Genomic DNA, 24,824 nt, shown 5'->3' with positions numbered 1-24,824 from the left:
CCTTTCTAAAAAGGGTGGGCTGCGGGGCGAAGGGGCGCTAAAGTAAGTTTTAAAGTAAGTTTAGAGTTTTTAAAGATAATTTAATAAAATAAAATGACATAGGGGGCATTAGAGTGATAAAAAGAGCATTGTTAAGTACTTACAAAAAAGATAAAGTAGTTGATTTCGCGCAAACTCTTCAAGAACTTGGAATTGAAATTATTTCAACGGGTGGAACCGCTAAGAAACTTCAGGAGAATGGTATCAAAGTTACGCCCGTTGAAGAAATCACTAATTTTCCCGAAATATTAAATGGAAGGGTTAAAACTTTGAATCCTTTTATACATGGAGGTATCCTTGCAAGAAGAGAGAACATTCAAGATATGGAAACTTTGCAAAATTTAAAGATAAAACCGATAGATCTTGTTTATGTTAATCTTTATCCGTTTGTAGAAGTAGCTAACAAACCTGATGTTGATCTGAATGAGTTGATTGAATTTATAGATATAGGTGGACCAACCATGATAAGATCTGCAGCCAAAAATTACAAAGACGTTATAGTTGTAGTAGATGAATCTGATTTGGAACAGATATCAGCTAAATTAAAAAATAGAGAAGAGTTTGATGAGAAATATAGATTGTACTTAGCTTCAAAAGCCTTTAATTTGACTGCCTTTTACGATAGCTGTATAAGTAATTATCTAAATGCTCAATTGAAAGATAATGATGATTTTCAAGAATTTTTAACCGTTCCATTTGAAAAAAGCTATGAAATGAGATATGGTGAAAATCCCCATCAAAGTGCCACTTTTTACAAAAATACTTTAAGTGCAGGAGCTATGACTTCATTTGATCAATTAAATGGGAAAGAGTTGTCCTTTAACAATTTGAGAGACGCAGATTCTGCCTGGAAAGCTGTGAATGAGTTTGAAGATATAGCATGTTGTTGTTTAAAACACAGTTCTCCTTGTGGTATTGCTTTAGGAGATAGTGTTTTAGAAGCATACAAAAAGGCTTATTCATGCGATTCTGTTTCAATATTCGGTGGGATAGTTGCTTTTAACAGGAAAATTGATGTTGAAACCGCACTTGAGCTAAAAAAAATATTTCTTGAAATAATAATGGCTCCAGAGTATGATGAAGAGGCTTTAGATATTTTAAAAAAGAAAAAGAATTTAAGAATATTGAAAATGAACTCTAAACCAATTGATATGTACGAATATGTGTCCGTTGATGGGGGAATCCTTGTTCAAGAAGTTGATAAAGGGGTTATAAATGAATTTAAGGTTGTAACAGATACTAAAGTTCCAGAAAAAATCAAAGAAGAACTTTTGTTCGCGTGGAAAGCGGTAAAACACGTAAAATCAAATGCAATAGTCGTATCAAAAAACAAGGCTACCACAGGCATAGGGCCTGGCCAACCCAACAGAATCTGGGCTGCTACTCAAGCTTTAGAAAGAAGTAAAGGGAAAGGAGGAGACGTTTTAGCTTCAGATGCATTTTTTCCTTTTAGTGATGTGGTAAAAAAGGCAGCGGAATACGGAATAAAAGCAATAATTCAACCCGGAGGGTCAATCAGGGATGATGAGTCTATTCAGGCGTGTAACAAATATGGAATAGCTATGGTATTTACGGGAATGAGACATTTCAAACATATCTAATATTTCTTTATTTATAGTATACAAAGCACCCATTTTTTGGTATACTATTAATGGGTGATTAAAATGAATGTAAAAATCAAATCTCTTATTTTACTAGGAATTACAATCTTTTCTTTTTATTTTTTAAGGGTAGATTTTGAAAGTATTGCTCTTTTAGATGCTTTAATGGTAATAGCATTAACTGCTATTTCTGATAATATAAGGGTTTATTGGAATTACAGCAATAGGTTGGTCTCTAACACCGTGGGTTTTGTATATGCTTTTATATTGGGGCCGCAATATATTTTAATTTCCTCTTTGGTCATTCTTTTGAGTAAAACAAAACATCAAGAAATAAGTAGAAAGTTATACAGGACTCTCGTGTTCTCCACGAGCTATTCTTTGGCTGCTTTGATTTCTTATAGATTTAGTCCACCTCTTTCTATATTTTTATTTTTGACTATTTCGAAAATTATTAACACCATTATAGTTGAAGGTAGAAAAAATTTTGATTTTTCAGTGTTTATTTATGAATATCTTTACTTTTTGAGTCTTTTACCATTTTCTTACTTGTATTTACAATTCGGGTTTTCGCCTTTTAAGTACTTAATAATTTCTGTGAACTTATTGATACTAATGCTTTTTTATCTGATAATTAAAACGAGAAACGATAAAAACGATGAGATTTTGAGAACCCAAAGAATACGAAAATTAAACGATGTGATTGTTAATTTAAGCAAGGTTATCAGGCAACTTTCCTTGAAGGTATCCTCCGAAAAAATTCTCGATCAAATAGCAGAAATAATGCAGAAAAATATGGGTTATGCATATGTTCTTATCAGTTTGTTTAATTATCAGAATAATAAAGTTGAAAGAATAGCACATCGAGGTCTAAAAGAAGAAATGTTTGAAAAAATTAAAGGTCAAGAGGTTCCTATATCTGAAGTTCTTAAATTTATGGATGAAAAATATAATTATAAAGATACCTACTTTATTCCTCACGCTGATAAAATAAGCGAAACTTATACTTATCAACCTAGGGATGAAGTGAGCATAGATTATTTAGAAGATAATCAGAATTTATGGGATCCTGATGATTTATTGCTATTAGCTTTGAGAGATGAAAGAAACAACATTATAGGGTATATATCTTTGGATTCTCCAGAAAATAATTTAAGGCCGTCTAAAGAGGAGTTGAACATTTTATCGGTTTTCGCTCAGTTAGTCTCACTGGCGTTGGAGCATTCACAAAAATTCATGGAGATTAGAGACCAAGCCGAGAGAGATAGTTTAACGGGACTTTTTAACCATTCTAAATTATTTTATGATTTGGAAAATTTCGAAAAAAATAAAGAGAAGATCTGTGCTGTATTTATAGATTTGGACGATTTCAAGGATATAAACGACAAATATGGTCATAAGTTTGGTGATGAAGTACTTATAAAATTTTCTCAATTAATTTTGAATACTGTCAGAAATAAAGACAGGGTTTATAGGTATGGAGGAGACGAATTTGTAATTTTATTTGCTGGTATTTCAACAGAGATTGGGATAAAGATTGTAGAAAGGCTTTATGATGCGTTACAAAATTTTCAACCAAAGATCAGTTTTAGTGCTGGATTAAGTACTTGTGATGAAGTAATTAATAGTTATAAAGAGATCGTTGAAATTGCAGACAGAAAAATGTATCTATCGAAAAATCAAGGTAAAGGCAATTTGATGGTGTAGTGGATCTTTCTTTTGCTAGACATTTTAGAAATAAGACGAGGGTGGGTAGCGGAGCTAAGGGGCGCTATATACAAAATTTTAAAGTTTTTAAAAAATAGTTTTTTCTAACAGGAGGATAAAAATAATGCGAGTACTAGTAATAGGCAAAGGTGGTAGAGAACACACAATAGCGTGGAAGTTGTCTCAAAGTGAAGATATAGAAAAAGTGTTTGTAACCCCTGGGAATGATGGTATATCAATTGAAAATAAATGTGAAAGTTTAAAAATAGAATCTATCGAAGATATTATAAATTTTGTTAAGAATAATAATGTAGATATGACAATAGTTGGTTCAGAAGAGTATTTAGCAAAAGGAATAGTTGATAAGTTTGAAGAATCAGGTTTAAAAATAATTGGCCCCAATCAAAAAGCTGCCCAATTAGAAAGTAGTAAGATATTCGCAAAGAGTTTCATGAAAAGGCACAACGTTCAAACAGCTTCTTTTAACACTTTTGTTGAGTTAAAAAATGCCCTTGAATATTCCAAGAAGGCTTCTTATCCATTGGTGATAAAAGCCGATGGTTTAGCAGCAGGTAAAGGTGTTTTTATATGTAATTCTTATGAAGATTCTACCCAAGCTCTTAATGAACTTATGAAAGAAGAAAAATTTGGTGAATCTGGTAAAAAAATTGTTGTTGAGGAATTTTTGAAAGGTTTTGAAGCTTCTATTTTTTTGCTGTTGGATGGTCAAAGCTACAAATTTTTCAACGTTTCGAAGGATCATAAGAAACTGTTAGAAAATGATCAAGGCCCAAACACTGGAGGTATGGGAGCAATTACACCTCATCCTGATGTAGATGAAAAATTAATGAAGGCAATATTTCAAAAAATCATTAATCCAACTATCAACGGTTTAAAAGAAGAGGGTTTATTATATAAAGGATTTTTGTATATAGGCTTAATAATAAAAAAAGAAAACACCCCGAACGGGGTCAAGGATGAACCCTATGTATTGGAATACAACGTCCGTTTAGGAGACCCTGAAGCCCAATCAATGCTTTATTTATTAAAATCTGATTTTGTTGATATTATAAAGGACATAAGAGAAGAGAGAGTTAACACTGCCAATATCGAGTTTTATGACGGATTTTCTTTTTGCCTCGTACTTAGTAGCAAAGGCTATCCTTTTTCCTATACAAAAGGTGAAAGGATCACAATAAAACCTGGAATAACTTCGAAAATCTTTTATTCTGGCGTTAAAAAAGATGGTGAAAATTTACTTACCGATGGTGGTAGGGTATTATCGCTAGTAAATAAGGCAGATACATTAGAAGAGGTACGAAATATTGTTTATGATGAAGCAGAAAAAGTACATTTTAAATCAAAGTATTATAGAAAGGATCTCTAGTGAAAGTTTAACCACTTTTGTTAATTTTATGGCGGCTCATGGATTCTTCAATCTTAAGATATCCCTTTTTCATAGCTTTTTTACTAACTTGGACGTTAAATTGGTCGTCTTTGATTTTTCTCATCTTCTTTTCTATGCTTTTTGAGCGTTCAGAATCTTTTTTTAGGATGTTTTCTATAATGTTTTTTACGGTGATTTCAGTTCTAAATGGTTCTAATTGTTTCAATAATTCAAATCTTTCTTCTAACGTTTTAGAAAAAGTTTCAAAATCATTGTTCTTTAGCGAGCCGTCTAAAATTTCTTCCGTTTTGTTTATTTTACTTATTATTTCTTCTATTGGTATATTTGGAGTATTCATTTAAAACCCACCTTTTCTCTTTCTTTTATTGAATTTACTATCTTTAGATAATCTAAAACTTGTTTTAGCACCCCTTCGCCCGAACGTTAAGGGTTCCCACTTAAAAACCCCAAATTCGAGGTCAAAATCATTTAAAAACATCGTTTGCACACTGCGGCAAACAGGGCTTTGCTCTTTTGTCCCGATCCCCACCCGAAGTGTCCTTTTTGAATTATACCATATTTACTCGCTTTACATAGCAAAATGGCGAATATTTGTATTTAGAGACGTTTAACAGAGATTAGAGCTCATTATAATCGATTATTTCACTTTTTTGATGTTTTCTTGTATAATATAAGTTGGAGATTTTTTTATTTGCCAAATGGAAAAGGAGAATTCATTATGGAAACCAAAGTTATTGAAGTGGATCCATTAAATATTGAAGAGGAGAAAATTAAAGAAGCAGCTCAGGCAATCAAAGAAGATAAAACAGTAGTCTTTCCTACTGAAACGGTTTACGGTTTGGGAGCCAATGGCCTTTCAGAAAATGCCGTGAGAAAGATTTTTAAGGCAAAAGGCAGGCCTTATGACAACCCTTTAATTCTTCATGTGGCTAACGTTAGATCTTTTTTGGAGTACACTTATATTTCTTATACTCTTTTGGAAAAAATAGAAAGATTATTGCCAGGTCCAATTACTTTTGTATTAAAGAAAAGGGAGATTGTTCCAAATATTGTAACAGCAGGAAAAGATACTATAGCTTTAAGAATGCCGGCTCATCCTGTTGCCTTAAAATTGATAGAATACGCTGAAGTGCCAATTGCCGCACCGAGTGCTAATGTTTCGGGTAAGCCTAGTCCAACAATGGCGGAACATGTTTTAAAAGATATGTTTGGAAAAGTTGATTATATAATTGTTGGAGGTAAGGTAGAGTTTGGAGTAGAATCGACGATAATTGATTTAACTCAAGGAAAGATACCAATAATATTACGTCCAGGTCCTATTCCACCTGAAAAATTAAAAGAGATTTTTGGTGATATTATCATTCCTGATTTTGCATATGGGAAAATAGAACCTGATTATATAAAATCTCCGGGTATGAAGTATCGACATTACGCTCCTAACACCCCCGTTATTTTAGTTGAACATGATGATGTGGATACTATGGTGAAAAAGGTTTTAGAAGAAGTAAAAAATTACAACAATCCAATAGTTCTATGTCTTAAAGAACATGTTGGCTATTATAAGGATCATAATATTAATTTTGACACTATAGGTAGTGAAGCAAATTATTATGAATTTGCAGTGAAACTTTTTGAAATGCTTAGAAAATACGATGAAAAAATTGATGCTATGATTATTGAAGGTATAGAAGACAAAGGGATAGGTATAGCGGTTATGAACCGTTTAAGAAAGGCATCGTACAAGATAGTATAAAGATACACCCCGAACGTGGTCAAAGAAAACTGCCCCAAAGGGGATTCAAGGTAAAGAAAGGAAGGGGGAAAATTGGAACTTTTATTTGATGTTGGTAACTCTTATACGATGGCAGGGATACACGAAGACGGTAAGTTTTTGACTTGGAGAATTGGACCGAGTAGTTTTGAATCAGAGGATGGGTTATTTGTTGTCATTTCAAATTTATTAAATCGGGCAAATGTTGATTTAAAAAGGATAACTTTGGCAGGTATCTCGTCCGTGGTTCCCAATGTTAACTTTATTTTAGAACAGATGTTAAAGAAATATTTTAATGTTGAAACTATTTTTGTTACTACTAAGAATAAAATTAATAATATAGGATATTTGGTTGACTATCCTAATGAAATAGGTGCAGATAGAATATGCAACGTTATTGCATGTAAAGAAGAGTATGGCGATCACGTAATTGCTCTAGATTTTGGAACAGCTATAACCGTTGATGTTTTGGAAGGGGGTAATTTTGTAGGAGGGGCGATAATTCCAGGATTTAAGACGGCTATAAGCGCTTTGTTTTCTAGAACTGCCCAGCTTCCTAAGGTGGAGATAAAGGTGCCTGAATACCATTTGGGAAAAAATACAGTCGACAATATTCAAATAGGGGTAATAAAAACAACATTATATGGGATAGAAAGGCTTATTCACGAAATAAAACGAGAAAGGAACAAAGATTTTGTCGTTGTAGCAACGGGAGGAGACATGAGTTTCCTCTCAAGTAAAGTATCTATTTTCAAACATTACGATCCATATTTAACCCTAAAGGGGATATTATATTATTCTAGAGAAATTAAAAAATTGCGATAGGAGGCAACGATTTGAACTTCTTGGTTGTTAATCCTTGGATCTACGATTTTGCCGCATATGATTTTTGGCTTAAGCCATTAGGGTTGTTATACATAAGTGAGGTACTAACTTATTTAGGTCACAATGTAACGTTTATAGATCTGCTAAATCGCCATGATAACGATTTAATTGTAAAATATCCTCCAAAAGATAAAAAGTACGGAACTGGTAAATTTTATAATGAAAGAGTCGAAAAGCCAACTATATTAAAGAACATCCCTAGAAAATTCAAAAGGTATGGATTACCTTTAAAATTGTTTGAAAGTAAATTAGAAGCAATAAAAAAACAGAACAAAGTTGATGCAATCTTGGTGGGAATCACTTTAACATACTGGTACTACGGTGGGGAAAAAACCATCGAAATTTTGAGAAGCTTCTTTCCAAAAACTCCTATTTTTTTAGGTGGTATTTATTCCACCTTGTATACTGAACATGCAAAAGATGTTTTTTCCAAATTTAAAGTTAATATTTGCCCAGGAACGGGCATATTTCCTTTAAAGAAAGTTTTGGAAATACTAAACGAGAATCTTACAGAATTAAATAACTTCAACTGGTTTGAAGATATTGATCTGACCTATGATTTTTATGATTCCTATCTCACTTATGTTGTTTTGGTTTCTTCCGTAGGTTGTCCTTTTCATTGTACGTATTGTGTAACTCCGAAGATGTGGAAATTTCAATACAGGAGTATAAACAAAATAATAAATAATATAGAGTATATTCTTAAAAAAAGACCTTATGTAAAAGATTTCGTTTTTTTTGACGATGCGTTCTTATTAAGAAAAGATATTAAAGAATTGTTGGAATCTTTATCTAAATTTGACGTTCAATATCATTTGCCCAATGGTGTACATGCCCGACGTGTTGATGATGAAATAGCTTTGTTATTAAAAAAAGCAAATTTTAAGACTATAAAACTCGGGTACGAAAGCTATGATTTTAATATTCAAAAAGGAACGGGGTTTAAGGTAACTAATAACGATCTTGTTAAAGCCGTTACATCTCTAAAAAATGCTGGTTTTGATATGAATGATATTTATGCTTACGTGTTGGTGAATCTACCATCTCAAAATAAAGATGATGTAAAACAAGCTGTAGATTTCTGCCATTCTCTCGGAATAAAGGTGAATTTAAACGAATTTACTCCAATTCCTGGTACCGTTGAATACGAAGAACTTGTCAAAAAAAATGCTATATCTTCAAACACCGATCCTTTGCTTCTTAACAACACTATTATTCCTTATTGGTCGCATTTTGGTCTTTCCATTAGTGATCTTGAAGAAGTTAAGAAATATACTGAAGTCAAATATAGTGATTAGAAGAGATTATTGGGCATTAGAGGCTATTAAAATTGATTACGCTAGAAAATCTTTGAATTCTTTAGATTGACAAATAAGAATAAATTGACTATAATTATAGTCAAGGGGTGTGAAATATGTATTTAAAAGATTTTACATTTTATAGTTTAGCTGAAGCTAAAGCAAAATTCTCTCAAGTTGTTGATGAAGTTGAAAAAAAGGACGTTGTTATCACCAAAAATGGTTTGCCAAAGGTTGTTTTGTTAGACTATGATAAATTCGTAAAACTCATGGATTTTGTTGATGAAGTTAGAGATATTTCCCTTTTTGAGATAGAAAACGTTGAAGAATATCAGAGAATTAAGGATTTTTTTAAGGATTTTGATTACTGAGTTCATCATTCTTTTTGAGTTGACTATGGGGTAAATGGTATAGACCTTTTTTTCCTTATGGATGGGTAGCGGAGCGAAGGGGTGCTAAAACAAGTTTTAGACTTTTTAAAGACAGAAAAAATTAAAAGATGGAGGTGCTTTTTAATGGCTCAAGTTATATTAGACAAGGTTAACAAAGTTTACCCAAATGGATTTCATGCAGTAAAGGATGCAGATTTTGTAATAGAAGATAAGGAGTTTCTTGTACTACTCGGTCCTTCAGGATGTGGAAAAACTACTACTTTGAGGATGATTGCAGGGTTAGAAGACATTACAGAAGGAACAATAAAAATTGACCAAAAAGTTGTAAATGATGTGGAACCGAAGGATAGAGATATAGCTATGGTTTTCCAAAATTATGCCCTTTATCCACATATGACGGTTTACGACAACATGGCTTTTGGATTGAAATTGAGGAAAACACCTAAAGACGAAATCGAGAGGAGAGTTCGAAACGCCGCAAAAATTCTTGGGATTGACCATTTATTGGATAGAAAACCGAAACAATTATCAGGGGGGCAAAGACAGAGAGTTGCACTAGGTAGAGCTATCGTAAGGGATCCTAAAGTGTTCTTATTTGATGAGCCTCTTTCAAACTTAGATGCAAAATTAAGGGTTCAGATGAGAGCTGAGCTTAAGAAACTACAAAAAAGGTTGGAAGCTACAGTCGCTTATGTTACACATGACCAAGTTGAGGCTATGACTATGGCTGATAAAATTGTTATTATGAACGAAGGAGTAATTCAACAGGTTGGAGGAGCTTTTGATGTATACAATAATCCGGCCAACATTTTTGTCGCCGGATTTATTGGGACGCCTCCAATGAATTTCTTAAATGTAAAAGTAACAAGAGATAATGGTATTTGGTTCAAAGCAGAGGGAATCTCTATAAAAGTACCCGAGGATAAAGTATCTTTACTTGAAAATTATATAGATAAAGATATTATCTTTGGTGTAAGACCAGAAGATATTTATGATAAAAACTTTTTTGAAGGTGCTGATGAATCTAATATTTTAAACACTATGGTTGATGTTGTTGAGCCTTTGGGTAGTGAGACTTTACTTCATTTAACTATCAATGGTCAATCTATGACCGCAAAGGTAAGCCCTCAAACACGAGCAGAATCTGGACAGAATTTTGAAGTTGCAATCGATTTAAAAATGATACATGCTTTCGATAAGGAAACAGAACAAGCTATATTTTAATTTTTATGAATTCATACCCTTTGTGCGATTGTCACAAAGGGTTTTATCTAAAAATTTAATAATAATATAAACTGGGGGGATTCTATTGGTCATTAAGTTGGTATTCGGAGCTTTAGAAGGTGATAAAATTGATCTTCCTGTTCATTACAACAGACCTTTGCAAGGATTGTTTTACTATTTAATGTCTAATGCTGTGCCTAAGTACCACGATTTAGGAACAAGATCTGAAGATAAGAAGTTGAAGCTTTTCACTTTTTCAAGAATTTATCCCTATAACTCTTTTAAAGTTGAGAAAAGAAGAATGATTTTTAAAGGTTTATTCAATATTTATTTCGCTTCACCAATTAATAAATTAGTAGAAGCAATTTTGAATTCTTTAAATGAACAAAAGGTTGTGAGAATCGAAAAAAATTATTTTACTTTGATGAAGTATGAAGTTATTCATAATGAAGTTAATGAAGAAATGCTTGTTAAAACTTTGTCTCCCATTACAGCATATTCAACTATCGTTCTACCAAACGGGAATCGTTATACTCATTATTTTTCTCCTTACTCATCAGATTTTAAAAAACTGATAGAAGAAAACCTCAGGAGAAAAGCTTTGGCATTGGAAATTGGAATAAAAAATAACAATTTTTATATAGAGCCTTATGGTATAACGGAAAAAAATGAAAAATTACTTTTTTACAAAGATATTATTATAAAAGGATGGACTGGATATTTCATTTTAAAAGGTGATACTCAATTGTTGAAATTAGCGCTTAATTCGGGATTGGGAGCTAAAAATGCACAAGGTTTTGGAATGATCCTTCCTGTAGAAAAGGATTCCATCAAAGAAAGAAGTTTTTTAGAACTTGCTGAAGAAGGCTGAAATATAGATACATTGTAATTTTAAATTAAAAGTTCGGGGGTGTAATTATTGAATAAAAAAAATATCATATATGCACAATCGGGAGGAGTTACTAGTGTCATAAATGCTTCTGCATATGGACTGATAAGCAAGGCTTTAAAGGATCCACAAATTGATAAGATATATGTGGGAATAAATGGTATTACAGGGGTTCTTGAAGGTAAATTATTCGATTTAACAAAAGAATCTGTTGATAAAATAAATAATTTGAAAGCTACACCAGCAAGTGCCTTTGGTACTTGCAGACATAGATTAAAAGAAGGTGATGAAGAAGGTTTTCAAAAACTTTTTAAAACGTTCGAAGATTACAATATTAGTTATTTCTTTTATAATGGTGGTAACGATTCTATGGACACGGCCCATAAAATCGACGAGTATTCAAAAAAGATAGGTTATGATTTAAAAGTCATAGGGATTCCAAAAACAATAGATAACGATCTGTACGGCACTGATCACTCTCCAGGTTATGGTTCTGCAGCAAAGTATTTGGCAATTTCAATGTTGGAAGCAAGTATAGACACGCGTAGTATGGCAAAAGACTCTACAAAAATTTTCATAATGGAGACAATGGGTAGACATGCGGGTTGGCTTACAGCTGCTACTTCGTTAGCTAAATTAAATGGGGATTTTGGACCTCATGTTATTTTGTTGCCAGAAAGAATTTTTGAAGAAGATAATTTTATAGATAAGGTTCAAAAAGAGGTAAGTAAGAATGGTTACTGTACGATAGCTGTTTCGGAAGGTATTAGGTATAAAAGCGGTGCATTTGTTTCTGATATGGGATACACCGATAGTTTTGGAAACAGACAGTTGGGAGATGTTGGAAGGGTTGTAGCCAACATTATTTTAACAAGGTTAGGCTTGAAAGTACATGTGTCCATTCCAGATTACCTCCAGAGAAGTGCAGGACACATCGTTAGTAAAACTGATCAAGCTGAAGCTGTTATGATAGGGGAAAAAGCCTTAGAATATGCTCGGGATGGTATCTCAGGATTTATGGTAACAATTAACCGTCTCTCAAATGACCCTTACAAAATAGAATTTGGAAAGGTCCCATTATTCGAGGTAGCAAATAACACCAAATATTTACCTGAAGAATATATTTCTGATGACGGTTACGGTGTAAATGATGATTTTATTGATTATGCCAAACCTTTAATTCAAGGAGAAAGTTATCCATCTTACGAAAATGGTATTCCTAAATACGTATCTTTTCCAATTGAAGATAGATAAGTTATAGAATAAAAACCTGTTATAAGATCTCAAGCATAAAGTTAGGGATCAGAGCACACCCCAAACAAAAAGCCGAGCAGTGCGCTCGGCATTTGTTTAATGATTTAAGGTTTTTTGATATCTTTTGGGCCTATTGGTGGATTTTCGTTCAGGTCTTTTAGTACTATTTCTATAGCCATATCGAGTTGTGGATCTTTCTTTTCTTTATAGTCTTTTGGGGTAATATCTATTTCAATATCCGGATCGGTTCCATAATTTTCAACGTCCCATCCAACATCTTTAAACCAAAAGGCCATTTCTGGTTGGGTTGTTATAGTGTGATCGACAAGCGGGTTTCTAGGCCAAATTCCAATCACTCCGCCCCACGTCCTCTTACCAATAAGTTTCCCTAGTTTCAACAGTTTGAAGGAGTGACTAAAAATATCCCCATCTGAACCAGCAAACTCATTCGTTATAGCAACCATTGGACCTCTAACACTATCATATTGATAGGCTTCGGCCTCTCTATATGGTGAAAGATCATATCCGATAAACTTTCTATTCAATTTATCCAAAATCATTGAAGATACAAAGCCACCACTGTTGACCCTTACATCGATTATGAGTCCGTCATATTTGACTTCGCTTAAGAAGTTTCTGTGAAATTCTGCGTATCCAGTATATCCCATATCTGGGATGTGAATGTATCCAATCCGTGAATCAGTTTTTTCATGAACATATTTCTTGTTTTGTTCTACCCATTCTCTGTATCTTAGAGACGTTTCATCTTTTAACGTTTTGACAACATACTTTCTTTTATGTTCAATATTATCGCCGTTTGATACTACTATTTCAACATCTTTGCCACTGTAATTCACCAAAATTTCATTAGGTATTTTATCCTTTATTTCTATACCGTTTATCGATAATAGATAATCTCCTTCTTTTACTTCGACTCCTGGCCCAAGTAATGGTGGTTTATTTTTTTCATCCCATATGTCTCCCTTGACAATGTGACTTATTTTGTATAGATTTCTATCTTCATCCAGTATCAAATCTGCCCCTAAATACCCTATTTTGTAAACTGGTTTAGGTTTGTATTCTCCCCCCATTTCATAGGCATGTGATGATTTTAACTCTCCTTGCATTTCCCATATTAAATCAGAAAATTCTGTTCTTGTTGCTATTCTTTCAACTAAAGGATAATACTTTTCTAATATTTTGTCCCATTCGATTTCGTCTAGTTTGTCTTTGTTCCAAAAATAAAATTTTTGTAGACGCCAAGCTTCACAAAGCATTTGTCTCCATTCTAACAGTGGTTGAACTTCCACATTGACTCTGTGAAAATCTATCCAGCCGCACTTTCTCGTATACTTATTTTCGCATTCTTTTTCTTGTTCTGGGGAGGGAGGATTAGAAATTTTAAGAATTCTTAATCCATCGTCTATCAGAATTGCGATTTTCTCTTTGTCCTCGGAAATTTGAAATTCTGAGATGCCCTCAAGATAAGTTTTTTCTTCTTTTTCAATAAGATCATAGTATTTGAGGGTTAATTTTTCATGTTTCTCGCTGAGCATATCTTCTTCATCTTCCAGTACACCACTTACAGTAGAAATAGTATAAAAAACTTTATCTTTTGCAGCTTGTATGTTTACATATCTTTCTTCACTAACTGGGAAGGGTATAATTCTATCAGCGATGTTATCAAAATCAATATCAACTTTTATTTCTTCTTCTTCTTCTTCTTTGTCTTTCCCTTTTTCTTCTTCTTTAATTATTTCCTGAAAAGGTGAAAAGATATCTTTTTTGAGTGTTATAAGATAAGGTTTAGTACCTTTTGCGAAGGCTGCATTCATTTGAAGCCTATCTTCAATTGGATTGAATATCCTATAAGATATAAAATAAAGGTATTTTCCGTCTGGATCAAAGACAGGGTCTACATCAAGCAGAATTGGTTCTGTAACTTGCTGCATCTCTCCTTTTACTTTATCAAATATCATAATAGCGGCTTGTTTGCTGTTTATAAATTTTGAATAAGCAATCCATCTACCATCTGGAGAAAAAGAATATCCATTAATGGGACCAACGGTACTTTTATCCACATCAATCTTTTTATGGTTTCTCAAATCGATCAAGATAAGTTCGTTTCTTTGATTAGTTAACAAGATTTCTTCATCTTTAGGAGAGGCAACGATATTCATAACCCTTCCTAAATCATATTCCTCGACTTTATCGATTAAATTGCCACTTTTTAAATCGTACACCTCGATATGTTCATTATTATTTTCATCGCTTATTGTTACAGCCTTTTCTTCATCTTCCAGATTTAGGTAGGTGGTAAGTCTATATCTGACACCGCTTTCTTTCCCAAGTTGTTTAACGGGACCGTACCAGTTGTTGTAATAAAAGCTTTTGCCTCTGTGAGTGCTTATTAAATTCTCAGCATCTTTAGAAATAGAGAAACCTTCAAAATACTGTGTGGATTCAACAAATTTTCTGTTTCTTTGTGGTAAGGTACTGTAATATTTTATATCTACCTTTTCTGATACGTTAGTTGATAAATTCAAAATGTAAATATCCGAACCGGCATGGTATACAATATTGTTTCCATCAGATTTTGGGTTTCTGACATAAAAATCGTTATGATACGTATGTTTTTTTAGATCTTTTCCTTCTACTGTACAAGAATATATGTTAGCGACATCCTCATGGTCTGAGACGAAGTAAATTCGGTCTTGAATCCATATTGGATTGGCAAAGTTGGATTTTAAGTCGATCAATTTTCTGAAGTTGTAGTTCCCTTCTACATCCATCAGTAATTCTCCAGCTGTTCCACCTCTGTACTTTTTCCATCGAGCTGGATCTCCAGTTTTTCTTCCCAAAACGATGCCTTTTTCTTTTCCAAATGAGATTTCAGTGGCTATTCCAAAATCTAATTGCTTTAACTTCCTTTTATCTTCAACGTCGACTTCCCATAGGGATGTAATTCTTTTAAAAGGTTGGGTATAATTTGATGAAAAAATTATCTTTCCGTCATGCCAACAAAGTACTTTGCTGTTTGCACCTAAGTAAGTTAACCTAATTGGTACACCACCTGTAGATGGAATTATATATACATCTGGTACACCTTCATCTCTTCCTGTAAAGGCTATCCATTTTCCATCTTCAGAAAAAGTAAGGTCGGAGATTTCTCCAACATTTGAGGTTAATCTTCTGGCTACTCCCCCTGAAGAAGAAACTACCCAAATGTCATCTTCAGCAACAAAGGCTATTTGATCGTTGTAAATAGTCGGAAATCTGTAGTAACCGTTGAACTCTTCACTCATGAATTCTTCCCCCTTTTGTCATTATAAGTTTTCATAGAGATAGTTGATTATTGAATTTTCAAACTCTTTCACCTTTTGAACATCTAAAGGAAAGTTGTTTTCCATTAAGCTAAAAATATAATATTTTCCACTTTTTGATTTGAAAATTCCACTGATGGCAGAATCGTAATACAAAGTTCCGGTTTTTGCATAAATTTCAAAGTTAAAACGTTTTTCAAGAGTACTTTCTTCGTATGGCGATGCTAAGTAATCTAAAAATTTAGATTGGTATTGTGAATATAGATAAAATAAAGTATCTGCCAACATCTTTGGGGAAATTAAGTTGTACATAGATAATCCACAGCCATCTTTAATTACATAATCGGTTGTGTCGTATCCTAAGGTTTCTTTGATGACTTTCTTAAAGTGATTTTCGGAATCTTCTATTTCTCCGTTACCGTAAATAGCGCCAAGATCTCTAAAAAGCTGTTCGGCAATCTGGTTATCGCTAATCTCCAACATTTGTTGTATTATATCTGTTAAGGGTGGGGAATAATTTGTGTACAGTAGATTAGCGTTAGAAGGTACTTCTTCATACCTTATTTCTCCCCAAAATTCGACACCTATTTCTTGTAAGTACAATGTTGTAAGAAAGGTTATATAATCCCTTATTTCATAATTTGTTTTATATTTAAAAGATTCATAGCTTGTTTGCCAAATATTAATCGCAGCTATTTGTGGTTGGGGGTCATCCCACATCCAGCCTCTTCCAAAACCTTCTTCTGTCATAAAAGAATAATCGAAAATTATATCGCCATATATCGTTTTTATTCCTCTATCCACCGTTGCCCTTTTTAGTATTTCTTTGTATTGTAAAGAAGTTAAGACAGGGTCTCCATATCCTTTTATATATAGATTTCCTCTGAAATTATTTGTTATTTCCCCTGTATGGTATATTTTGGTTTCAAATTTGTAGTCATCTCCCAAACTTTCTAAGGCAACAAGTGCGGTAAGTAATTTTGTGTTTGAGGCAGGGATGAATAACTTTTCAGAATTGTAAGCAATAAAAACATCATTGGTAGAAAGATCTCTCAATTCAAATCCAACAAATCCTTGAAAAGTTTTCAGTTGTGAAATTAGTTCATTTTGGATTTGAGGAGTTATAGGTGGAGTTTCTAGGGGAACTATAGAGGGAGCAGGTTTAGGTTTGGGTTCAGGTTCAGCTATTTTGGATGGTTCTATTATTTGTATTTTTGAGGAATCTTCGTCATCTCTATCAATTGGAACTCTACTAGAAATTGGAGCGGCGATGGCAATCGTACTAAAGTTAAAAAAAACTATAATAAAGATTGTGAGACTCAAGACGTCAAAAAATTTACTGGATCTTAAGTGATTTTTCAATTTAATACTGTTCACTCCTTTTCAGAATTTGCTTTGTAAGCTAGGGCTGTTTCAATTAACTTTCTGTAATTATTAATAACTTCCTTGAAATCATGATCTTTAAGCATCATACCCATACCTTTGGTAACAGAGGTAAGAAATTCTAAGATGTATTTAGCTTCAATATCCTTTCTTATCTGCCCTGCTTTTTGAAATTCAGCGATCTTATCAGTGATTACCTTTCCAAACCGTTGATAGTAGTAATCATTTATGACTGAAGTAATCTCGGGATGTTCAAAAAGATCATCTATGGGGTACTCTTTCATCAGAGATTGAACGTCAAAGTTTAGATTGGATAAGTAATCAAGGACTTCTTGGAATGTGTTAAAATCATCAACGTATTTTTTAAAGGGAATAAAGAAATCATCTAATAAGTTCTTAATAACAAAAATTATGAATTCATCCTTTTTACCAAACTTTTTATAAACAGTCGATTTGCTGAGTTTGGCATCGTAGATAACTTTTTCATAATTGAAGTTAGTGATGCCGTGATTGAGAAGCTCCCCCTTTGCTAAATCGATTAACTTTTCAATCTTATATTGTGTATTTTTTTTAGAAGGTTTTTGCCTTTTAGCCATTAATCTTCTCCAACTTATAAAATTTGATTGAAGTATCTCACAATTTTATACCTTTATTTTATATCTTTAATTATTTTTTCTAATTCAGGTTTTATCCTTGGTATTTCATTCTTTATTGATTCCCATACTAATTCGCAATCAATACCGAAATAGGCATGTATTAATATGTCTCTCATTCCAGCCATACTATTCCATGGAATATAGGGATACTTCTCTCTCAAGCTATCTGGAATGTTTTTTGTAGCTTCACCGATAACTTCGAATTTTCTTACAACAGCACTAAAAGTTTTGTCATCCTTTGAAAATTCTTCAAAACTCATTCCTTGAACAAATTCCTCGATAGAAGACATAGCATTAATTATATCTTTTAAAAAAAGAGTGTAATCTCTTTTCATATCGATATAGCTTCTTTTAATATTTCATCTTTTAACTCTTCTCTTATAGCTTTATTTGAAACGACATCAACTTTAACATTAAGTTTTTCCCGTAAGAAAATTGATAATCCTGCCAAATCGAACAGTGTTGCACCTTCTTCGAATCTAACTATTATATCCAAATCACTATCTCTTTTCTCTTCTCTTCTGGCGTAAGACCCAAATATTCCTATAATTTCAGCCTTGTAATTTTCCTTTATCTGTTTCTTTAAACTCCTTAGAGTTTGAATTATTTCTTCCAAATTTGAACTTTGCATTTGTATTTCACCTTCTTCATTTTTTGCCTTTTCAGTATCAACTTTATGAATCATTTTATATTATAACATTCTTTGAGCAAGAGAAGAAACTTTTATATATATAGATTCGTTAATATATACAAAATGATATAAATATGCAATGTATATAAATGGTTTTCCTGAGTAAAAGGGAAAAGGTTAAATTTTCATTTAAATTGTTGGTGAAAATTTTTATCTAACACTTTCTAAAGAAAAGGGTCTTCGTAAAACGCTTAATTTAGAGAATTAAATTTAAGATATTAGTTTTTTATATTTATTGAAAACTTCAAAGGCTCTCATGGCTTCTTACAAAGAGGTAGTTTGTAATTAGCATAAATAAAGGATTTCATAGGTTAGAATTCGTATTATTTGATTGTTTAACTCACTCTGTCGGAAAACTTAGGTTTTCCGACAGAAATTTCTTTTCTAATTTTTAATAAATTCTCTACTTTTTTATTTGTCACAGGAAAAATTTGAATCATTAATTTATTGTTGATCTGTTTTGTTATATTTTAATTTTCAAAGAGTATATATACATTATATATTTTATTATACGTTATAGATATAATTTTATATTAAATATAATTATATCTAATAGGAAGCACTTTCTTAATAGTAAATATATTATACCCTTATAGATCTTATTATACAATGTAAAGTTAAACATATAATAAACAACAAAAATATTTTTTTCTTTATTAAAAAGTTCCCCGTTAAGTTGGGGAACTTTTTGAAAGGTGACTTTAAAGTTGTAATCTTATATTTGATCCAGCACTGAACTATGACTATCAGATCTAACGTATATTCCTGTAGTTGAGATGGTCGTATGTCCAAGTATGTATCGAACTTCTTCCAAATTTTTCCCTGAGTTTAAAAGCCTTTTTGCGCATGTGTGCCTTAAAGCATGGGGGGTTGCGTTGATATAATTTATATTGTTATAACCGTTAATCCTTAATTGATCGATCTTTTTGTTGGCTTTTATAACGTAATCTTGAAATCTTCTCTCCATAGTTCTAGAAGTTATTGGAACATCGTTGTCATTTGAAAATATGTATTTTTTACCGTTTGCAAAGGTTACTAATTGTTCTGCGTATTGTTTTGAAATCTTTAGATATCTTACTCTGTTTCCTTTCCCATTTATAACAAGCTCGGCATGATCATCGTAAAAAATAATGTGTTCTTTTTCTAACGATAAGGCTTCTGAAATTCTTAAACCCGTTTTTAATAATAATGAATAAAAAGTTTTGTCAAATTTATCTTCAATAACGGAGAAAAAAACTTTGATTTGACTTTCTGTCAAGCCTTTGGGAACGTCACTTGGAATTTTTGCGTTTGCATCTTTCCAATATTTTTTACCAGATATTTCTCCATTTTCGTATAGATAGTTCAAAAAGGATTTTAAAACAACTATCCTAAGTTTTATGGTTCTTTGTGATAGATTTGAGATCTCTTCAAGATATTTTAGAAAACATCCTCGGGTAAGACCATAAATTTGAACAAATTTTTTATAATTGTTCAATATTTTTTTGTATTCATATATGGTTGAGTCTGCCCTTCGCTTGACGAATTTCAGATATGATAAAAATTCTGAGATATATCCTTCGATTTTGTCTTTATCTTTTATAGAGTCTGACGTATTATCTATATCCATCATAGTTTTTTCCCCCAACAAGGTGTGAAACGCTAAACAACATGTTCTATGATATTATCAACGATATTTTTAATTAAATTGAGCTTTGCTTTTGATTTTTCTTTTTCTTTATCGTTTGAATATATGTATATTTTAAGTTTTGGTTCTGTTCCGGAAGGCCTAATTGCATACCATGAACCATCGCTAAACCAGAATCTTAAAACATCAGAAGAAGGTATATCGGTTATATCGCTAATTTCGCCTGTTGTTAAATTGTATATTTTTCTTTTTAAATAATCCGCGTATTGTTCAAGTTTGAGATTCCCCATTTCTTTGGGGAAGTTGTTTCTAAACTTTTCCATTATTCGCTTGATCCTTTCTTGGCCTTCAACTCCTTCAAGCACAAGAGAATAATTGTTTTCCAACTCGTAACCAAATTCCTGATAAATATCTTCTAGTACGTCAATTAAATTCTTATTTTTTTTAGAGTAGTATCCAACCATCTCTGATATAAGCATAGAAGCAATAGTTCCATCCTTGTCTCTCACAAAGGTGCCGTATATATAACCAATACTTTCTTCGAAACCAAAGAGAAACTTACTCTTGCCTTCTTTTTCTAATTCGTTTTCTTTCCCACAAATATTTTTAAATCCAGTAAGCGTTTCAAGAACGGATACACCATATTTTTTTGCAATTCTTTTTGTGAGATCTCCTGTAACTATTGATTTTATGATAACAGAGTTATCTTCTAAACTTCCTTTTTCACTTTTACTTTCCAGTATATAATTAACCAAAAGAGCTCCAACTTGGTTACCGTTTAACATTTTGTAATTGTTGTCATGTAAAATTTCTAAAGCGGTTCTATCTCCATCGGGATCATTTGCTAAAAGTAATTGGGCATTTTTTTCATAACCTAATTTTTTTGCCTCTTCAAAAGCTACTTCGTATTCTGGATTTGGGTTGGCAACGCTTTTGAAATCTGGATCGGGTAGTTCTTGTTCTTTAACTATGAATACATTTTTAAAACCTCTATCTTTAAGTACCCTTCTGACAAAATTATTTGATGTTCCATTCAAAGGTGTGTAAACTATTTTTATATTTTTATCTAAATCTTCGTCCCTTAACGCCAGACTTTCAACTCTTTGAATGTATTCTTCATCGACTTCTTTTGAAATATATTGAAGTAAATTCTTGTTAATTGCTTCCTCTTCCTTTATTTTTTTTATTTTACTAAAATCGTATCCTATCTTTTCGATCTTTTCTACTATTCCATTGGCAACATCATCTAATATTTGAGACCCTTGGTCCCAATAAACTTTGTAACCATTGTAATCTTTCGGATTATGACTAGCGGTAACGACTATTCCAGCAGTAGTTTTTAAATATCTGACAGCAAAGGATAAAACGGGTGTGGGCCTAATATCGTCAAATAAATAAGCTTTTATACCATTTGCCGCAAGGATTAATGCAGATTCTTTTGCAAACTCCTTTGAAAAGTGGCGTACGTCGTAAGCTATCACAACACCCATCTTCATTCTTTCTTCACCGAAGTCTGTTATATAATCAGCAAGGGCTTGAGATGCTCTACCTACAGTGTATATATTCATCATATTAGAACCTATACCCAGTTTTCCTCTCAATCCAGCTGTTCCAAATTCGAGATCTTTGTAGAATCTTTCTTTTATCTCTTCAGGATTGTTTTCAATACTTTTTAATTCTTCTTTTGCTTTTTCATCAATATATGAATTATTTAACCATTCATAGTAAATTTTTTTGTAATCTCTCAAATTTAATTTCCTCCTTAGTTTTGCGTTTTTTACCATTTTTGGAAACTGTAAAAGCAAGCATTTGACTATTTTCTAAAACTTTCAATAGTAAGACATTTAACTTCTATTTAATCATTGCTTTTACCTATTTTTGAAATGGGTACATAAATATATTTGCTAAATAAAAAAGTCTTTCCGTTTTGGATAGATTCATAGAGTTCAGAATCTAAACTTTCATTTAATTCAACTATAAGAAGAACCTCATCGTCTTCTTTGATTGTTCTCATTAAATCAATATTATGCCCTTTGGAGTACAAAGCATTGGAAATATAAGCAATCATTCCTTTTTGCTCTTTGTATCTAAAAAGTAAAGTAGGATTTTCTGCAGTAAAAATAACAGAGGTACCATTAATATTAGTGATTTCAATATTTCCTCCACCGATAGAAGAACCGATTACATAAAAACAACTGCCATCGGGGTAATGAAATTCAATTTTTACGGTATTAGGATGGACGTCTTCCAAGTTAACAGGAATAAAATTATAAGTAATTCCAGCCTCTTTGGCATGAAAAAAAGAATTCTTAATGCGTAGATCACTAGGTTCAAACCCTAATATTCCTCCAACAAGAGCCTTATCGGTTCCATGGCCTTTGTAAGTAGCTGCAAAAGAACCATGAAGAAAAAAATCCACATGATGATAGCCTACCCCAGCTATCCTTCGGGCTACTAGAGCAATTCTAGCAGCACCAGCAGTATGAGAACTAGAAGGACCAATCATAACGGGACCGATTACGTCGAAAATACCAAAGTTTTTCATATGATATCCCTTTCTTTATCTTTCTGATATTATTGCAATGAAAGTAACAAAGTTTAATCATTCTTAAGCAGAGAGTTTCTTATAGCACAACCTGTTGGAGTACCTGCTATACCACCAAGCCCTGTTTCTCTTAAGCTTTCTGGAAGAGCTTTTCCTACTTTGTACATTGCTTTTACCACTTCATCAAAAGGTATCAAAGATTTTACCCCCGCAAGAGCTAGATCTGCGGCAGACAAGGCATTTATAGCTCCTGAAGCATTTCTCAGAATACAGGGGAATTCTACTAAACCAGCAATGGGATCACAAACCAGCCCCATTATATTAATGAGTACAATAGAGGCTGCATGAAAGATTTGTTCATTGTTTCCTCCTGAAGCAAACACTGCAGCTCCCGCCGCCATAGCTGCTGCTGAACCACACTCTACTTGGCATCCCCCTTCAGCGCCGGAAAAGGTTGCGTTTTGACCGATAACTCGTCCAATCCCTGATGCTACAAGTAGGGCATGGATCAAATCCTCTTCATTCAAATGTAAACTTTCCTCAAGAGTCATCAAGACTGCTGGCAGTATGCCAGAAGAGCCTGCAGTGGGAGCTGCTACAATTTTTCCCATAGAGGCATTGACTTCTGCGGTTGAAAGGGCCATAGCCATTGCTTTATTAGGAATAACCCCTAAAAGAGTTTTACCATCTTTTTGATATTTGTTAACCTGTTGGGCATCTCCTCCCATCATTCCTGATAAACTAGGTACCTTTTTATTCAAGGTACTTTGAGAGGATTGCTTCATGACGGATAAAATTTCTTTCATTTGTGAAAAAATCATTTCAGGAGCTGAACCAGATGATTTGGATTCTTCTTCTATAACTACTTGATAGATTGGCTTTTTTTGTTTTTCACAAAGTTCTAGTAGTTGCTTTGCAGAATGATACATTAAATCCTCCCTCTTACTTTTTCTACTTTTATAAATCTTTAAAAGCATTATAAATATTGTTGGATGCATCTTTTAAAATAGATATAGAGCATCCAATATTCATTCTAAAAAAGCCTTTACCTTCTTCTCCAAAGATGCTACCTTCTTCTAAACCAACTTTTGCTTTGTTTACGAGTATATCTTTGACTTTTTGTTCATCTCCATATGCCCTAAAATCTAACCACATTAAATATGTCCCCTCTGGTTTTTGTAATTTTATTTTAGGTAGTTTTTCATTGAAAAAATCGTATACGTAATCAATATTACCCCTTAAGTAATTTAGTAAATCATCAAGCCAATCTTTACCTCTTTCGTAAGCAACTTTAGCTGCAACCATTCCAAAGATATTTAAATTATCGCTTGTAAGGCTCTCGATCACGTTTTTGTATTCTGTTCGTAATTGTTCATTTGGAATAACAACAAATGACGCTTTTAAACCAGCCAAATTAAAGGTTTTACTTGGGGCATAAAAAGTTAAAGAACTCTCTTTTATATCTTGTGAGATCGAAAATATTGGAATATGTTTGTTGGGAGAAAATACCAGATCTGAATGTATTTCGTCCGATAACAAGATAACGTTATGTTTAACACATAATTGAAGTAGCTTTTCTAATTCTTCCCGTTTCCAAACTCTTCCAACCGGGTTGTGTGGATTACATAAGATGAATAATTTCGTTCTTTTGAGTGATAATTTCTTTTCTAAATCATCAAAGTCCATGCTATAATTTCTGTTTTCAAATTTTAGAGAATTTTTTATTATCATTCGGCCATTGGATTTGATGATATTATAAAAAGGATAATAAACAGGTGTTTGAATTACAACGTTGTCTCCTGGTTTGGAGTAGGCAAGTATCGCTACTTTTAAAGCGTCAACCACACCGTCAGTAGTCACTATCCACTCTTTTTTTACCTCACTACCATGTCTGGTTTCGATCCAATTTATAAAAGGGTCAAAATAATAATCGTCTAACATTGGATATCCAAATATCCCATGTTCTGCTCGTTTTTTTAAAGCTTCAATTACGTCAGGTGGAGATTTAAAATCCATATCCGCTACCCACATTGGAATAACATCGTCTCTACCATAAAGTTTTTTTACACCGTTCCATTTTACTGATTCTGTTGGTTTTCTGTCCACAATTTCGTCAAAATTGTATTTCAAG

At 32.7% G+C, this 24,824-nt stretch carries 21 protein-coding genes; 10 read left to right on the top strand and 11 right to left on the bottom strand.

The features are described 5' to 3' along the window. Window positions 1-113: 113 nt before the first annotated feature. From purH to purD, 3 genes are all read left to right on the top strand, one after another. Entirely contained in the window at window positions 114-1,640 is a 1,527-nt protein-coding gene (purH, locus tag X927_RS10080; RefSeq protein WP_103077942.1) for a bifunctional phosphoribosylaminoimidazolecarboxamide formyltransferase/IMP cyclohydrolase, read from the top strand. 63 nt (window positions 1,641-1,703) lie between these two features. Continuing rightward, a complete protein-coding gene (locus tag X927_RS10075; RefSeq protein ID WP_103077941.1) occupies window positions 1,704-3,347 on the top strand; it encodes a sensor domain-containing diguanylate cyclase in 1,644 nt (547 codons plus the stop codon). A 124-nt stretch (window positions 3,348-3,471) separates the two neighbouring features. After that, window positions 3,472-4,734 (top strand): phosphoribosylamine--glycine ligase, encoded by a 1,263-nt coding sequence (gene purD, locus X927_RS10070; RefSeq protein WP_103077940.1) that lies wholly within the window; start codon window positions 3,472-3,474, stop codon window positions 4,732-4,734. Between the two features lie 7 nt (window positions 4,735-4,741). On the opposite strand, the gene X927_RS10065 is transcribed toward purD, so the two are convergent. Then, a complete protein-coding gene (locus X927_RS10065; protein ID WP_103077939.1) occupies window positions 4,742-5,092 on the bottom strand; it encodes a hypothetical protein in 351 nt (116 codons plus the stop codon). 354 nt (window positions 5,093-5,446) lie between these two features. Between X927_RS10065 and X927_RS10055 the strand changes: the two genes are divergently transcribed. From X927_RS10055 to X927_RS10025, 7 genes are all read left to right on the top strand, one after another. Further along, window positions 5,447-6,508: an L-threonylcarbamoyladenylate synthase gene (locus X927_RS10055; RefSeq protein ID WP_245855528.1), complete on the top strand. Its 1,062-nt coding sequence runs from the start codon at window positions 5,447-5,449 to the stop codon at window positions 6,506-6,508. Between the two features lie 72 nt (window positions 6,509-6,580). Further along, complete coding sequence (locus tag X927_RS10050) at window positions 6,581-7,351, top strand: type III pantothenate kinase (protein WP_103077937.1); 771 nt, start codon at window positions 6,581-6,583, stop codon at window positions 7,349-7,351. An 11-nt stretch (window positions 7,352-7,362) separates the two neighbouring features. Then, the gene (locus X927_RS10045) at window positions 7,363-8,709 is read left to right on the top strand and encodes a B12-binding domain-containing radical SAM protein (RefSeq protein ID WP_103077936.1); all 1,347 of its coding nucleotides are present in this window, start codon (window positions 7,363-7,365) and stop codon (window positions 8,707-8,709) included. 116 nt (window positions 8,710-8,825) lie between these two features. After that, window positions 8,826-9,080, top strand: coding sequence for a type II toxin-antitoxin system Phd/YefM family antitoxin (locus X927_RS10040; RefSeq protein WP_103077935.1), 255 nt, complete (start codon window positions 8,826-8,828; stop codon window positions 9,078-9,080). Between the two features lie 144 nt (window positions 9,081-9,224). After that, on the top strand, window positions 9,225-10,325 hold the full coding sequence (locus X927_RS10035; protein ID WP_103077934.1) for an ABC transporter ATP-binding protein: 1,101 nt from the start codon (window positions 9,225-9,227) through the stop codon (window positions 10,323-10,325). Between the two features lie 85 nt (window positions 10,326-10,410). Next, entirely contained in the window at window positions 10,411-11,196 is a 786-nt protein-coding gene (cas6, locus tag X927_RS10030) for a CRISPR-associated endoribonuclease Cas6 (protein ID WP_103077933.1), read from the top strand. A gap of 48 nt (window positions 11,197-11,244) precedes the next feature. Beyond that, window positions 11,245-12,468: a 6-phosphofructokinase gene (locus X927_RS10025; RefSeq protein ID WP_103077932.1), complete on the top strand. Its 1,224-nt coding sequence runs from the start codon at window positions 11,245-11,247 to the stop codon at window positions 12,466-12,468. A gap of 104 nt (window positions 12,469-12,572) precedes the next feature. On the opposite strand, the gene X927_RS10020 is transcribed toward X927_RS10025, so the two are convergent. The 10 genes from X927_RS10020 to X927_RS09975 all read right to left on the bottom strand — a co-directional run bounded on the left by X927_RS10020 (window position 12,573) and on the right by X927_RS09975 (window position 24,823). After that, window positions 12,573-15,773, bottom strand: a complete 3,201-nt coding sequence (locus X927_RS10020; protein WP_103077931.1) for a S41 family peptidase — start codon at window positions 15,771-15,773, stop codon at window positions 12,573-12,575. 21 nt (window positions 15,774-15,794) lie between these two features. Further along, entirely contained in the window at window positions 15,795-17,153 is a 1,359-nt protein-coding gene (locus X927_RS10015) for a D-alanyl-D-alanine carboxypeptidase/D-alanyl-D-alanine-endopeptidase (RefSeq protein WP_169925234.1), read from the bottom strand. An 11-nt stretch (window positions 17,154-17,164) separates the two neighbouring features. After that, window positions 17,165-17,770, bottom strand: a complete 606-nt coding sequence (locus tag X927_RS10010; RefSeq protein WP_103077929.1) for a TetR/AcrR family transcriptional regulator — start codon at window positions 17,768-17,770, stop codon at window positions 17,165-17,167. 53 nt (window positions 17,771-17,823) lie between these two features. Further along, window positions 17,824-18,165: a HepT-like ribonuclease domain-containing protein gene (locus X927_RS10005; protein WP_103077928.1), complete on the bottom strand. Its 342-nt coding sequence runs from the start codon at window positions 18,163-18,165 to the stop codon at window positions 17,824-17,826. Continuing rightward, on the bottom strand, window positions 18,162-18,515 hold the full coding sequence (locus X927_RS10000) for a nucleotidyltransferase family protein (RefSeq protein ID WP_211287861.1): 354 nt from the start codon (window positions 18,513-18,515) through the stop codon (window positions 18,162-18,164). Before X927_RS10000 ends, X927_RS10005 begins: the two co-directional genes overlap by 4 nt. Window positions 18,516-19,236: 721 nt before the next feature. Continuing rightward, window positions 19,237-20,133, bottom strand: a complete 897-nt coding sequence (locus tag X927_RS09995) for a tyrosine-type recombinase/integrase (protein ID WP_103077927.1) — start codon at window positions 20,131-20,133, stop codon at window positions 19,237-19,239. Window positions 20,134-20,162: 29 nt separating this feature from the next. After that, the gene (locus X927_RS09990; protein ID WP_169925233.1) at window positions 20,163-21,932 is read right to left on the bottom strand and encodes a phosphohexomutase domain-containing protein; all 1,770 of its coding nucleotides are present in this window, start codon (window positions 21,930-21,932) and stop codon (window positions 20,163-20,165) included. Window positions 21,933-22,003: 71 nt separating this feature from the next. Continuing rightward, on the bottom strand, window positions 22,004-22,693 hold the full coding sequence (sdaAB, locus tag X927_RS09985) for an L-serine ammonia-lyase, iron-sulfur-dependent subunit beta (protein ID WP_103077925.1): 690 nt from the start codon (window positions 22,691-22,693) through the stop codon (window positions 22,004-22,006). 53 nt (window positions 22,694-22,746) lie between these two features. Then, a complete protein-coding gene (gene sdaAA / locus X927_RS09980; RefSeq protein ID WP_103077924.1) occupies window positions 22,747-23,622 on the bottom strand; it encodes an L-serine ammonia-lyase, iron-sulfur-dependent, subunit alpha in 876 nt (291 codons plus the stop codon). 28 nt (window positions 23,623-23,650) lie between these two features. Then, window positions 23,651-24,823, bottom strand: coding sequence for a MalY/PatB family protein (locus tag X927_RS09975; RefSeq protein ID WP_103077923.1), 1,173 nt, complete (start codon window positions 24,821-24,823; stop codon window positions 23,651-23,653). Between the last annotated feature and the right edge of the window lies 1 nt (window position 24,824).

Origin of the sequence: Petrotoga mexicana DSM 14811 (genome assembly GCF_002895565.1) — a bacterium.
Taxonomy (GTDB): domain Bacteria; phylum Thermotogota; class Thermotogae; order Petrotogales; family Petrotogaceae; genus Petrotoga; species Petrotoga mexicana.
This window is presented reverse-complemented; position numbering and strand designations above follow the sequence as displayed.

What these genes read in the sequence shown, in the direction of transcription:
- X927_RS10075 (WP_103077941.1), top strand. Translation starts at nt 1,704, where the DNA reads ATGAATGTAAAAATCAAATCTCTTATTTTACTAGGAATTACAATCTTT.
- purD (WP_103077940.1), top strand. Translation starts at nt 3,472, where the DNA reads ATGCGAGTACTAGTAATAGGCAAAGGTGGTAGAGAACACACAATAGCG.
- X927_RS10065 (WP_103077939.1), bottom strand. Translation starts at nt 5,092, where the DNA reads ATGAATACTCCAAATATACCAATAGAAGAAATAATAAGTAAAATAAAC.
- X927_RS10040 (WP_103077935.1), top strand. Translation starts at nt 8,826, where the DNA reads ATGTATTTAAAAGATTTTACATTTTATAGTTTAGCTGAAGCTAAAGCA.
- X927_RS10035 (WP_103077934.1), top strand. Translation starts at nt 9,225, where the DNA reads ATGGCTCAAGTTATATTAGACAAGGTTAACAAAGTTTACCCAAATGGA.
- X927_RS10020 (WP_103077931.1), bottom strand. Translation starts at nt 15,773, where the DNA reads ATGAGTGAAGAGTTCAACGGTTACTACAGATTTCCGACTATTTACAAC.
- X927_RS10010 (WP_103077929.1), bottom strand. Translation starts at nt 17,770, where the DNA reads ATGGCTAAAAGGCAAAAACCTTCTAAAAAAAATACACAATATAAGATT.
- X927_RS10005 (WP_103077928.1), bottom strand. Translation starts at nt 18,165, where the DNA reads ATGAAAAGAGATTACACTCTTTTTTTAAAAGATATAATTAATGCTATG.
- X927_RS10000 (WP_211287861.1), bottom strand. Translation starts at nt 18,515, where the DNA reads ATGATTCATAAAGTTGATACTGAAAAGGCAAAAAATGAAGAAGGTGAA.
- X927_RS09995 (WP_103077927.1), bottom strand. Translation starts at nt 20,133, where the DNA reads ATGATGGATATAGATAATACGTCAGACTCTATAAAAGATAAAGACAAA.
- X927_RS09990 (WP_169925233.1), bottom strand. Translation starts at nt 21,932, where the DNA reads ATGGTAAAAAACGCAAAACTAAGGAGGAAATTAAATTTGAGAGATTAC.
- sdaAB (WP_103077925.1), bottom strand. Translation starts at nt 22,693, where the DNA reads ATGAAAAACTTTGGTATTTTCGACGTAATCGGTCCCGTTATGATTGGT.
- sdaAA (WP_103077924.1), bottom strand. Translation starts at nt 23,622, where the DNA reads ATGTATCATTCTGCAAAGCAACTACTAGAACTTTGTGAAAAACAAAAA.